Below are 13,160 nucleotides of genomic sequence, written 5' to 3' on the forward strand. Positions count from 1 at the left end.
GCAAGGGGTTTGCCCGCCCAAAGCTAGGGGAAGACAACTTGCTTCGCTGGTAATCTTCCTACTCCTGGCTATGACTGCGGAGAAAGGATTTTGATTCAAGTTAAACCTACTTTATACACTTTTTTGCAGTTTTCCCTGGCTCACTGTATTTATCAAGCATCACACCGCACAGTGATTTGAACATTCCAACCTAGCCAACGGTGGATTGGGGCACATTGAGGGGAACAGTTAGGGGCACTCCCACCTGGGGTTCCCATAGGGAAGCTTGTATCCCTTCGTCAATTAGGGACTGGCGAAATTGACTGAGATCGCCGTCTAAACGTAAAACTTTAGTTAGTAAACCGCTATAGTTCAATTCTGCGGCTCCAGAGGTGGGGACGATCGCCTGGGGATGGACAGTGCGACAAAGCTCCAGGGTGGTTTTCTGGCCATTGAGCACCGGCAGGAATCCGAGGATATTGATGCCAATGACGGGGGTTAAAACCACATCAATGGGCCCCAAGTCTTGCAGCTGGGGAGAGTGGAAACCGTGGGGTTCGTAATAGAGTTTGGTGCTGGTTTGTAGATCCGTTAACACATAGGCATTTTCCACCAGGGTGGGGCCAATGGGGGAACCGGGTAGAGCAAGGATTTCCACCCGGTCATTAAGCACAAATTTTTGGTTATGGGGTAAACCGGTGACTGTTTCATAGCCTAAATCCGTTGCTACTTCAGCGGCTTTGGGGGAACCAAGAACAGGCCAACTTTTGTCCAATTCTTTCAATGTGGGGGGATGGGCATGGTCTTCCAAACCCTGGGAAAGCAAAATCAGATCAATGTTTTCCAGAATTGCCAAGGGCTGGGAGCGAAAACCCCGAAATAACCAGGGCGTATTGCCAAAGGTTAGGTCCCCCACCAACCAAGGATCAAGCAAAATTCTCTGTCCGCCCATCTCAATTAGCCAAGAGTTGCTGTCGTACCAGGTGAGTTCCATAACCAATTTCTTCCCTGCTGATCGTTCCTCTCCATTGTAAACGATTGTAAAGAAGGGCTAGGTTTCAGAATAAAAGAACGGAAGAATTATTTGCTGGGCAAGTTGCTGGGTTGGCGATCGCCGTTGGGGGCCAAGCCTGAAAGCGCCAATGGAAAAAGGGCGGAAAAAAGGGGGAGAATTGCCAATTCATTGACCAAACAGTGAGGGGCATATCCCCCGCTAGACAATGGAAAACTAATCTATCCCACAGTAAGGTTTCCGCCACCAACCGACTCCCCCAATGGGTAATTTGGGCCCATTGCCGCTGGGGACAGTTAACTAAGCACAGACTGTTGCCCACATAGTTGTCGCTAGAAGCCATTAACAATAGACTTTCCCCCATTTCAAAACAATTAAATTGTCCTGGTTGCCAAGCCAACAGAGGGGTTTTATCGCCCGGAGCTAGATATTCCGTTACCCCAACCCCTTGAACGTTAAAGCTAGGAATGGGATTGGTTAACTCGGGGCCTTGTTTGACTGAGCCTTGGAATGTGCCCCGCAGTTGGCTACCGTCATTGAAGGTGTAGATCCATTGCCACGGCTGGGGAGATGGGGCGCTTTCCGTTGGGCGGCTCAAGTTAACGTTAATGGCGATCGCCAAGGGGGAAATGGAGAAACCTGCCCGATAATTTGCCCTGCCCATGATCTTCACCTTCCCCTACACCTAGGGATGATTACTCAGTGCGGTTATGTCCAGCTTATCGGTATTGCGCCTCTCTTGGGTGCCATACACTGAAGAGTCCGTCTTTTACCCAGTTACTAAACCCTTGTTGGAAGCTTTTAGCAGCGATAATTTTCTCTAAATGGTCTGAACTAAACTGGAATTATTCGCCACTTTAATTTCTCCTAATGTCATGCCTAGAATTTCAATTATTCGGCCTGAGCAAAGTTACACTTTTTCTGATTACTTCAAACTTAACTTTGCGCCCCAAGACATTCTGAGGCATTTTGGTGTCACTCTCCAACGTCAATCCCTCGATCTTCCCCAGTATTTAGGGTCCCTTAACCGTCTGGGTGACCTCAAGACTCGCCTGGAAGAAAGCTTACCCCGCCTCAGCCTCACCAGCGAAATGGCAAGGAGAGAATTTCTCATTGCTCCAGTGTTGACCGATGTTCTGCACTATACCCACGCAAACCTGGACGTTGAGTATCCCATTGTGGTTAGTAATCAACTAAAAGGTTCACTGGATTATCTACTACAAAATGATCAAACTTTCTTGGTAGTTGAGGCAAAAAATGAGGATTTGGAACGGGGTTTTGTTCAGCTTGCCATTGAATTGATCGCCCTTGACCAATGGATAGAGTCAGACCAGTCCGTCCTACAGGGGGCAATTTCCACGGGTAATATTTGGCAATTTGGCCAACTAGACCGGCAATCCCGTTGCGTAACCCAAGACCTTGACCTTTACCGCGTCCCAGCGGATCTTGAACATCTCCTAAGAGTTCTGGTGCAAATCTTACGACCAGTAAGCTAGGCTCAAACATTCCCATGGCGGACTATTTTTGTGTTCAGTTTTTCCTGGGGCCTTACAATCAAGGGCTGATCCTTCGTTACAAAACCACCAAAATTCTTTTATGACCGATTTGACCCTGGCCGCTCTCAAAACTGCTCCCCTGGCACAAGTACGCCAATATTTACTCCATCTGTTGGCCACCCATGCCTACAAGGAAGGGGATTTTATTCTTTCCTCCGGTCAACCCAGCACTTACTACATCAACGGTAAATTGGTCACCCTGCGGGCGGAAGGGGCCTTGGCGATCGGGCGATTGCTGTTGACAGAGTTGCCAGACCAAGTGGAAGCGGTGGCCGGGTTAACCCTAGGAGCAGATCCCATTGTCAGCGCTGTTAGTACGGTGTCTGCCTACGAAGAAAAACCTGTGGTCGCATTAATCATTCGTAAAGAAGCCAAGGGCCATGGCACCAAAGCCTACATTGAAGGGCCAGAGTTAGCTCCGGGAACAAAAGTGGTGGTGTTGGAAGATGTGGTCACCACCGGAAAATCCGCCATGCTAGCGGTGGAAAGGTTGCGGAATGCGGGCTACCAAGTTGACACAGTTATTTCCTTAGTCGATCGCCAACAGGGGGGCCGGGAATTTTACCAAAGCCAGGGTTTGACGTTCCAAGCGCTATTCACCATCGGTGATATTCAACAGGTTTACCGGCAGAAGTAGAATTTTTGGAGCTTGTGCTTAGAATCCCAATCCCCAACTTACTGACCGCCATACCAGCGCATTAATACCCGGGCTAAGCGTTGGGGGTCATGGCGTACCTGATGGCTTTTTTCATCCTCCTGCATCACATTGGCTAGCACAATGCGGCAACCCTTTTCGATCACTGCTTGCCGGTCCAGGTAAACGGGATGGGAATTTTCGGCGGCATATTTTTTCAACACCGGGGCAGAAGGGGGATTTCTCTGCACCAGCACAGCATCGTAGAGCCTTGCCGAAGAGACTTGATCGATCGCCGTTAAATGGTCTGAGACAGTGTAATTATCCGTTTCCCCTGGTTGGGTCATCACATTGCAGATATAAATGCGGGGCACCTTGGCCTTGGCGATCGCCGTTTGAATTTCGGGAATGAGCAAATTAGGCAAAATGCTGGTGTATAAACTGCCCGGGCCAATGATGATATAGTCGGCCGCTTTAATGGCCTTGAGCACCGCTGGCAAAGCCTTAGGGGATTCTGGTAAACAACCGATGCGCCGAATGCGTCCTTGGGCTTCAGGGATATTGGATTCCCCCTCCACATAGCGCCCGTCCTCCATTTCTGCCCACAATTTGACATCGTCCAGGGTGGCTGGCAACACCTTCCCCCGCACCGCTAAAACCTTCGAGCAGGCGATCGCCGCCATTTCCAAATCTCCGGTAATTTCCGCCATGGCAGTGAGGAACAAATTACCAAAACTGTGGCCCGACAGCCCATCCCCAGCTTTAAAACGGTATTGAAACAACTCTGTTAATAACTTTTCTTCGTCCGCCAGGGCCCCAATGCAATTGCGAATATCCCCTGGGGGCAACATACCCATTTCCCGTCGTAAACGCCCGGAGGAACCACCGTCATCGGCCACGGTAACAATGGCAGTAATGTTAGCGCTGTAATGTTTCAAGCCCCGTAAAAGAGTCGATAAGCCCGTACCTCCCCCCACTACGACAATTTTAGCCCCCTTATTAAGACGACGGTGGGCCAGTAGCACGTCCACCAATTCCTGGTCGTTATCCGGTTGCAACACCTCGGAAATAGAACCAACGGTGCGACTTTGACCCCAAAAGACAAAAAATAGTCCCAAGGCCAAAATCAGGGGCCCAGAAACATAGTTGGGCAAAAGATTGGTCAAAAACCCCAGGGTATCGGAAACAAATTCCGTAATGCGAAAAATGGGGGTCAACTTAACCCAAATGGCCAAGCCCAAAAACATTAAAGTCAAACCAACGGCGCTGATCACCATCCAACGTTTGACAAACAGTCCCGGAGCCATCCATTTGAACCAGCGGTTAACCCTGGGGGAGGTGTGCTGGGAAACCCGATCGCCAAACTTCCGTTGTTCGGTTTTCAACTTGCGCATGGCGGACTTAGCGGACTTAAAGCGGCTATGGCTCATGGGCTAGGGAAGCAGAGGGGGAGAAGAAAGGGCAATGGGACGATAAAGCAAATTACTCCTTAACGCATTAAGGGGAAACCAATCGCTACCGATTTTACCTCTTCAAAGTATGCCAACGTCTAAATAGACAAGATACAATCAGAATCTATCTGTGTCTTTTTCACCCTTGAAAAGGTGCGTTTATTATGAATAGTCCTGTTGATCGTATTTTGATTTTCGACACCACGCTTCGCGATGGGGAACAGTCCCCCGGAGCCACCCTGACCGTGGAAGAAAAACTATCGATCGCCAGGGCTCTAGCCCGTTTAGGGGTGGATATTATCGAAGCGGGTTTTCCCTTTGCTAGCCCCGGGGATTTTGAGGCGGTGCAGAAAATTGCCCAAACGGTGGGTACGGAAAATGGGCCAGTAATTTGCGGCTTAGCTCGGGCCACCCAAAAAGATATCAAAGCAGCGGCGGAAGCGTTAAAACCAGCGGCTAAACACCGTATTCACACCTTCTTAGCTACGTCGGACATTCACCTGGAGCACAAGTTAAAGAAAACCAGGGCGGAGGTGTTGGCGATCGTGCCGGAAATGGTGGCCTATGCCAAATCCTTAGTGAATGACATTGAGTTTTCCCCGGAGGATGCCGGGCGCAGTGATCCCGAATTTCTTTACCAAGTGTTAGAAGCGGCGATCTCCGCCGGAGCCACCACGATCAACATTCCCGATACGGTGGGTTACACAACCCCGGCAGAATATGGGGCTTTAATCAAGGGTATTGCCGATAACGTGCCTAACATTGACCAGGCGATTATTTCCGTCCATGGCCACAACGATTTGGGCTTAGCGGTGGCCAATTTTCTGGAAGCGGTGAAAAATGGGGCTCGACAACTGGAATGTACCATCAATGGCATTGGCGAACGGGCTGGCAATGCCGCCTTGGAAGAATTGGTCATGGCTTTACATGTGCGCCGCAGTTACTTCAATCCCTTTTTGGGTCGCCCCGCCGATTCCACCGCACCTCTGACCAACATTGACACTAAACATATTTACGCCACTTCCCGCTTGGTGTCGGAGTTAACGGGGATGATGGTGCAACCCAATAAGGCCATTGTTGGCGCTAATGCCTTTGCCCATGAATCCGGCATTCACCAGGATGGGGTGCTAAAAAATAAGCTCACCTACGAAATCATGGATGCGGAATCCATCGGTTTAACCAATAATCAGATTGTGTTGGGTAAACTCTCCGGCCGCAATGCCTTTGGCACTCGCTTAAAGGAATTGGGTTTTGACCTAAGCGATACGGAATTAAATAACGCCTTTATTCGCTTTAAGGAAGTGGCGGATAAGCGTAAAGAAATTACCGATTGGGATTTAGAGGCAATCGTTAACGATGAAATTCGCCAACCCCCCGAACTCTTCCGTTTGGAACGGGTACAGGTTTCCTGTGGTGAGCCTTCTGTGCCCACCGCTACCCTAACCATTCGTACCCCGGCTGGCCCAGAAGAAACCGCTGTGGCGATCGGTACGGGCCCGGTGGATGCAGTGTATAAAGCTATTAATCAGATTGTGCAATTGCCCAATGAGCTGCTGGAATATTCCGTCACCTCCGTCACCGAAGGCATTGATGCATTGGGTAAAGTGAGTGTGCGTCTGCGCCATAACGGGGTGATCTACACCGGCTATGCGGCCAACACGGATATCATTGTCGCCTCGGCCCGGGCCTATCTGGGGGCATTAAACCGTCTTTATGCTGCCCTGGAGAAATCCCGGGAGCATCCCCCCGTCGTCGCTTCCCTTTAATGGCCCGGTGACAGTTACGCCAGGCTAAGTCGGATTAATTGGTAGCAAACATCACAATTTGTTGCTAAACCCCCTCCCATCCCCATGGACAAGGGAGGAAAGACCTATAATTTGGCCATGATCCCCGGGGATGTTGTGACTCCGGGGACGCCTTTTTTCGCTCAGATGCCTTGGATGAACATTTGGTCTCGTTTCAAGTTTCCCCCGATGCCATGGTGGGTTGCTAAACAAAGAAGCTTGGGGGGATTATCCCTGACTCCTAGTTTGTGGGAATTGGAACGGGACAACCAAGAACGTAAACCCACCGCCACTAATTTGGAGCATCGACAACAGCGGGAAATTGACCAACTCAAACGGCAGTTACTGGAAGCGGAACAAGCGAAGGAAAAATTAGCCCGGGAATTAGCCCAACATCAGAATTCGCCGTCCCAACCCCCGCCTCCCGTTTCCGGTTTGCAAACGGCTTTAGCTCGCCTGGGACAGTGGGGCATTCTCAGCCGCGATTTATATGGATTTTTTGATCAAGCTACGGAATTGATCCGCACTGCCTTGGGGGTAGATTACTGTGGTCTTTGGGAACTTTTGCCCAATCGCTCTGCCCTGGTCCTTTGCGCTGGGGATGGTTGGGACAAGGCCTTGGTGGGCAACTATACCATTGATGCCACCAATCGTTCCTATGCTGGCTATACCATTCAACATAATGGCGATCGCCGGATGGAAGATTATGAACCTATTGTCGAACTAGATTTGAGGATAAGTACCAAATTTCGGGCTTCCCCTTTACTGCATAACCTTGGTATTGTCAGCGGCATAAATTTAATGGTAGCGGGGCCCCGCACCGCATTCGGAGTTTTGGGGGTTTATAGCCTCACTGCCCGTAAATTTACCGAAGAAGAAATTGAATTTCTCAAGGTAGCTAGCCATATCCTTGCCGCGGCCATTGATCGCCAGGAATATGAAGAGAGACTATTACTGTTACAACAGGCGATCGATGCCAGCTCCAACGGCATTTTGATCACCGATGCCCTGGGCTCAGACAATGCGGTAGTCTATGCTAACCAAGGTTTTGAAACTATTACCGGTTTTAATCGGGAGGAAGTGATTGGGCAAAACTGTCGTTTTCTGCTCAATGAAGACCGCCAAGGGGAACAAAATAAACAATTAGAAAAACTCCGCACGGCGATCGCCCACGGCCAGGAGTGTGAAGTAGTTCTGAAAAACTATCGCAAGGATGGCGCATCTTTTTGGAATCATTTATACCTTTCCCCCATCTATAACCAGCAAAATTTCCTGGTTAATTTCATCGGTATTCAAACCGATGTTACTCAACAAAAATTAGCAGAGCAACAGCTACGGGCCAGTGAAGAATTCTTCAGTAGCATGATTGTCACCATCACCGATGGGCTATTAATTGTTGATCAAGAAGGCATTATCCAATTTGTCAACCCCGCCGCCAGGGAGATGTTCAAACGACAGGAAGGCGAACTGCTCCAGCAACCCTTTGGTATTCCTTTTGTGGCGGATCAAGCAACGGAAATTACCCTTACCCCCCTCGATGGCAGCATGGTGGTGGCGGAAATGCGGGTGTCTCCCATTCATTGGCAAAAGGGTAAAGCCTTTTTGGTTTCCCTGCGGGACATTACAGAACAGCACCAAGCCCGTCTAGCCCTGGCAGAAAGTGAGAAAAAATATCGTTATATAGTCGAGCTGACTTCCGAAGGCATTTGGATTTTGGACCAAGACCAACAAACTACCTTTGCCAACCAGCAATTGGCAGATATGTTGGGTTATTCGGTGCAGGAAATTTTAGAGAAAAATATTACTGCTTTTGTCCTTGCCATTCACCATTTACCAGAGTCCCAAAATAGTCACCAAAAGACTTTGCAATCTTTCCCTCGCTGTGTGTTACCCAACCATGGTCAGGTTTACGATGTCCAGTTCCAACGGCGAGATGGCAGTGTGCTCTGGGGTTTGGTGTCCCGCAGTGCTTGGTATGACCAATGGGGCAATTATCGGGGGGAACTGGCCATGCTAACGGACATCACCAAACGGAAATCCGCTGAGCAGGCCCTGTCCGCTAGTGAGCAACGCTTGGAGGGAATTTTGGGCTCCATTCAGGATGTGGTTTGGTCTGCCGATGCGGTCAGTTTTGCTACCCTTTATCTCAATCCCACCACGGCCATGGTCTATGGTCAATCCCTAGAAGTCTGTTACCAGAGCCAAAATTTTTGGTTTGAACAGGTCCACCCTGGCGATCGCCTTTTGCTGGAACATCATCTGCAATTGTTGATGGAAAAAGACCAGACGGAGTTGGAGTATCGCATTGTCCAACCGGGGGGCAAGGAGCGATGGCTATTTCGCCGTAGTCAATTAGTGCGGGATGGCGAGCATCAACCCCTACGCATTGACAGCATTGACAGTGACATCACCGAGCGCAAATTGGCGGCGGAAAAACTCCACTACAACGCCAACCACGATTCCCTGACGAATTTGCCCAATCGATCAATGTTTCTCGATCGCCTGGGCCATGCTCTGCAAAGAAATTTGCGTCGTCGGGATTTAAGATTTGCGGTGCTATTTCTGGATTTAGATGGCTTTAAAATTATCAACGATAGTTTGGGGCACAGTTGTGGGGATTTACTGCTCCAGGGCATTGCCCATCGTCTGCGCCAATGTTTGCGGCCAGAAGATACGTTAGCCCGTTTGGGGGGGGATGAATTCACCATGTTGATTGAAAACATCACCTGTCCCGAAGACGTGATCGCCGTGGCCCAAAGAATTCACCAGGAACTGCAAAAACCGTTTAACTTGAACGGCCAGGAAATTTTCACCAACACCAGCATTGGCATTGCCCTTAACCATCCCCACTATGGCCATCCCCAGGATGTTTTGCGGGATGCAGACACGGCCATGTATCGAGCTAAGGCCGCAGGTAAGGGCCGCTACGCTATTTTCAACCAGACCATGCACCACCATGCTGTGCAGAGGCTCCAGCGGGAAAATGACCTACGGCGAGCCATCGATCGCCAGGAATTGCAGTTACATTATCAACCGATTGTCTGTCTCAAGACTGGACAGTTACAGGGGGTTGAGGCCTTAGTGCGCTGGCAACATCCCGAAGAGGGTCTGATCCTACCCGAAGAATTTGTGGCGATCGCCGAGGAAACGGGCTTAATTGTGCCCATGGGGGATTGGATTCTCTGGGAAGCAAGCCGACAAATACTAGAACTTAAACAAAGTTTTCCCCAATTGTCCCATCTCCAAGTCAGTATTAACGTTTCCAGTCGGCAATTACGGGACCAACGGCTACTAAAAACAGTGGATGAAATTCTTTCCAGCACGAACCTGGCCCCCCAGGACCTCAAATTAGAAATTACCGAGAGTTTATTGATCGATAATTTGGACTTGGCCGCTGATGTACTGAAAAGTTTAGGGCAAAGAAATATCCAAATTTCCCTCGACGATTTTGGCACGGGCTATTCCTCCCTCAGCTACCTGCATCGCTTTCCCATTAACACTATTAAAGTGGACCGCTCCTTTGTGAACACCATGGAGCCCAACAACCAAAACACTGCCATTGTCCACACCATTGTGACCCTGGCCCACACCCTCGGATTAGACGTGATTGCCGAGGGCATTGAAACGGAACGGCATCTAACCCAACTCCATTGGCTGGGGTGCGATGCAGGGCAAGGATATTATTTCGCCCGGCCTATTCCCTCAGAGGATTTGCTAGATTTTTTAACCATCCAAATACCCCGTTGGTCTGTGCCCGCTGTGATGGAATGCCATGGGGATAGGAAAGAGCCATTTTCTCCATAGGTCTATGAGTGCTACGGCGATCGCGGAGTATATTGAAAAAAACTCTAACCTAGAGAGTAAGAACTATGACCTTGCAAGAGATCCAATCCCAAATCCTAAAATTACCGACCCAAGACAAATGGGAGTTGGTTCAAACTCTTCTAAATGCCATCCAAAAAGATACTACTGACTTCAAAACACCCTCAAAGAAAACCTATCCTCTGCGCGGCTTACCCATCACTATTAGTGAAGATTTTGATGATTCCATGCCAGAATTGTGGGAGGCACTAACGGAATGATTCTCCTTGATACCCATACTTGGCTGTGGTTACTTCACGATCCTAATCAATTATCCACCCCGGCCCAGAGCATTATTGCCGAATTTGAAAACAACAATAGCATTCTTATTTCCAGTATTTCAGTCTGGGAAATTGCCACTAAACAAAGCCTCAATAAACTGCAACTTCCTCTACCGATTCACGAATGGTTTGAATTAGCCAAACAACAACCTGGGACAGTTATTGAACCTCTTTCGTCTTCCGACGCAATTGATAGTGCTAATCTGCCTGGAAACTTTCATAAAGACCCGGCCGACAGGATCTTAGTGGCGATCGCCCGGCGGTATGAAATCCCATTGATTACCTGTGACCAAAAAATCTTGAACTATTCGCATGTAAAAACCATTTGGTAAAACCCACCATAGGTCAGAGGGTTATCAAGGAAATACAAAAGGTGGGTAATCCACAGATAGGCTGGGGGTATTGTCCACAAACCTTATCTTGACGTAATTGCCGAGGGCATTGAAACGGAACGGCATCTAACCCAACTCCATTGGCTGGGGTGCGATGCAGGGCAAGGATATTATTTTGCCCGGCCTATTCCCTCAGAGGATTTGCTAGATTTTTTAGCCATCCAAATACCCTGTTGGTCTGTGCCTGCTGTGACAGAATGCCATGGGGATAGGAAAGAGCCATTTTCCTGAAAATAGTGACAAAATAGCGATTTTTTACCGGGGATGGAGTAGCCTTTGTATGTCGGCGACCAGTCGGCTCAGCTTTCCATTTTCTACATAGGTCTATGAGTGCTACGGCGATCGCCCCCCGTTGGTTTGTTAAACAGGACATTGATGGCTTCTTTGGCCTGGCGGTGAACAACTTGGTGCAGATCCTGGTAATTGTGGGATTAACCCAATCGGTGTTGCAATTTCCTCCCACCCTGATCTATGGGCGCATTTTGCCCAGCATTGCCATTAGCTTAATTGTTGGCAACTTTTATTACAGTTGGTTGGCCTATCACCAGGGAAAAAGAGAAGGAAGGGATGACATCACCGCTTTGCCCTATGGCATCAATACAGTCAGTTTGTTTGCCTATGTTTTTCTGGTTATGCTGCCGGTGCGATTATTGGTGATCGGATCCGGGGCCAGCAGTGAAGCGGCGGCAGAATTGGCCTGGCAGGCGGGCTTAGTGGCCTGTTTCGGCTCCGGTCTGATTGAATTGGGGGGAGCCTGGGGAGCGGATTGGTTACGGCGTTATACCCCCAGGGCCGCTCTACTTTCCACCCTAGCGGGCATTGCGTTGACTTTCATTGCCCTAGGTTTTTTCCTCCGTACCTATGCCCATCCCTTAGTGGGTATTTTGCCCTTGGGAGTTATTCTGCTCAGCTATTTCGGCAAGGTTACTTTCCGTTTGCCGGGACTAAAATTGGCGATTCCCGGGGGATTAATGGCCATTGTGCTGGGCACTGGCCTGGCTTGGATAACGGGATTAGTCGCTTGGGATGCTCCACAGGTGGAAGCGGCGATCGCCCCCTTGGGAATTTATCTACCCAGCCTTGATTTAGTTAGCCTCTGGCAAGCAAAAGGGGTATTAGTCAGCTATTTCAGCATCATTCTGCCCATGGGGTTGTTCAATTTGGTGGGCAGTTTGCAAAACCTGGAAAGTGCGGCGGCGGCAGGGGATGATTATCCAACTGCTCCCTGTTTAGCAGTGAATGGCCTGGGCACTATTGCGGCGGCCCTATTTGGCTCCTGTTTTCCCACCACCATTTACATTGGTCATCCCGGTTGTAAGGACATGGGGGCAAGGATTGGTTATTCCTGGCTCAACGGTTTGGTGATGGCGGTTTTATGTCTCACCGGTAGTCTGAGTTTATTGGTTTATCTGATTCCCATCGATAGTGCCATGGCGATCGTGCTCTGGATTGGCATCATCATTGTCAGTCAAAGTTTTAGTGCCACCCCGGTCAACCATTACCCCGCTGTGGTCATTGGCCTGTTGCCGGGCATTGCCGCTTGGGGGGCCTTAGTGGCAAAAAATTCTCTCCGGGTGGCAGGTCTAGGCACTCCGGATAATCCCATTACTCCAGAATTGGTACCTGTTTTTCAACAGGCAGATTTGTTTATCACCGGAGCCTTTGCGTTGGAACAGGGATTGATTTTTTCTGCCATGATCCTGGCCGCCATGACCGTTTACATCATTGAGCAAAAATTTGGCCTAGCTGCCCTCTGGGCGATCGCCGCTGGAATTTTATCCTGGTTGGGGTTAATGCACAGTTACCGCTGGACAGGGGCGGACACAGTGATGGCCTTGGGATGGGGGGCTGGGGCCAGTTGGGCCATCAGTTACTTTTTGCTGGCTTTGTTATTGATTTATGTGCAGTGGACTAACCCCAAAGGGCAAGATTGAGCGTTATTAAACTTCAAGAAGTGAAATCTTACCCGCCTACAAAGCAATTTGCCGCATGAGGATTGGACCAGAAAGTTCCCAGTTTAGTTTTATTGCTCTTTTATCAACGAAATCTTAGATCTCGAGCTAAAATACTGGAATATCAGAGATATAGTAGTTTCAAATAAGGCTGAGACGCTAAATGCCACAGTAAGAACGGATAATTTTATCAAGAGACGTGTCAATAGGAGCGTACATTCTAGCTCGTTTCAAGACACTAAAGTCATGCTCAATATC

At 49.2% G+C, this 13,160-nt stretch carries 11 protein-coding genes and 1 pseudogene; 8 read left to right on the forward strand and 4 right to left on the reverse strand.

Annotated elements, in window-relative coordinates; translation table 11 throughout:
• Window positions 1-190: 190 nt before the first annotated feature.
• A complete protein-coding gene (locus BWK47_RS02755) occupies window positions 191-973 on the reverse strand; it encodes an MBL fold metallo-hydrolase (protein WP_162327476.1) in 783 nt (260 codons plus the stop codon).
• A 64-nt stretch (window positions 974-1,037) separates the two neighbouring features.
• Window positions 1,038-1,655 (reverse strand): hypothetical protein, encoded by a 618-nt coding sequence (locus BWK47_RS02760; RefSeq protein ID WP_237269761.1) that lies wholly within the window; start codon window positions 1,653-1,655, stop codon window positions 1,038-1,040.
• 211 nt (window positions 1,656-1,866) lie between these two features.
• Between BWK47_RS02760 and BWK47_RS02765 the strand changes: the two genes are divergently transcribed.
• Both BWK47_RS02765 and pyrE read left to right on the forward strand, forming a co-directional pair.
• The gene (locus BWK47_RS02765) at window positions 1,867-2,487 is read left to right on the forward strand and encodes a hypothetical protein (protein ID WP_162327478.1); all 621 of its coding nucleotides are present in this window, start codon (window positions 1,867-1,869) and stop codon (window positions 2,485-2,487) included.
• A gap of 100 nt (window positions 2,488-2,587) precedes the next feature.
• The gene (gene pyrE / locus BWK47_RS02770) at window positions 2,588-3,184 is read left to right on the forward strand and encodes an orotate phosphoribosyltransferase (RefSeq protein ID WP_010873305.1); all 597 of its coding nucleotides are present in this window, start codon (window positions 2,588-2,590) and stop codon (window positions 3,182-3,184) included.
• Between the two features lie 38 nt (window positions 3,185-3,222).
• Here the strand turns inward: pyrE and BWK47_RS02775 are convergent, their stop codons facing one another.
• The gene (locus BWK47_RS02775; RefSeq protein ID WP_010873306.1) at window positions 3,223-4,611 is read right to left on the reverse strand and encodes a gluconeogenesis factor YvcK family protein; all 1,389 of its coding nucleotides are present in this window, start codon (window positions 4,609-4,611) and stop codon (window positions 3,223-3,225) included.
• Between the two features lie 185 nt (window positions 4,612-4,796).
• On the opposite strand from BWK47_RS02775, the gene BWK47_RS02780 reads away from it, so the two are divergent.
• The 6 genes from BWK47_RS02780 (at window position 4,797) to BWK47_RS02805 (ending at window position 12,884) form a co-directional block, all read left to right on the forward strand.
• Complete coding sequence (locus BWK47_RS02780) at window positions 4,797-6,398, forward strand: 2-isopropylmalate synthase (protein WP_010873307.1); 1,602 nt, start codon at window positions 4,797-4,799, stop codon at window positions 6,396-6,398.
• Between the two features lie 207 nt (window positions 6,399-6,605).
• Window positions 6,606-10,220: an EAL domain-containing protein gene (locus BWK47_RS02785; RefSeq protein ID WP_237269762.1), complete on the forward strand. Its 3,615-nt coding sequence runs from the start codon at window positions 6,606-6,608 to the stop codon at window positions 10,218-10,220.
• 65 nt (window positions 10,221-10,285) lie between these two features.
• A complete protein-coding gene (locus BWK47_RS02790; RefSeq protein ID WP_162327480.1) occupies window positions 10,286-10,498 on the forward strand; it encodes a hypothetical protein in 213 nt (70 codons plus the stop codon).
• The gene (locus BWK47_RS02795; protein ID WP_162327481.1) at window positions 10,495-10,890 is read left to right on the forward strand and encodes a type II toxin-antitoxin system VapC family toxin; all 396 of its coding nucleotides are present in this window, start codon (window positions 10,495-10,497) and stop codon (window positions 10,888-10,890) included. The genes BWK47_RS02790 and BWK47_RS02795 overlap by 4 nt, the downstream gene beginning before the upstream one ends.
• 96 nt (window positions 10,891-10,986) lie before the next feature.
• Window positions 10,987-11,181: a hypothetical protein gene (locus tag BWK47_RS17365; protein WP_443081628.1), complete on the forward strand. Its 195-nt coding sequence runs from the start codon at window positions 10,987-10,989 to the stop codon at window positions 11,179-11,181.
• Between the two features lie 95 nt (window positions 11,182-11,276).
• Complete coding sequence (locus BWK47_RS02805; RefSeq protein ID WP_162327482.1) at window positions 11,277-12,884, forward strand: NCS2 family permease; 1,608 nt, start codon at window positions 11,277-11,279, stop codon at window positions 12,882-12,884.
• A gap of 177 nt (window positions 12,885-13,061) precedes the next feature.
• Here BWK47_RS02805 and BWK47_RS02810 read toward each other — a convergent pair.
• Window positions 13,062-13,160: pseudogene (locus BWK47_RS02810) on the reverse strand (IS630 family transposase); the annotation flags it as partial.

Source organism: Synechocystis sp. CACIAM 05 (assembly GCF_010222815.1).
Classification (GTDB): Bacteria; Cyanobacteriota; Cyanobacteriia; order Cyanobacteriales; family Microcystaceae; genus Synechocystis.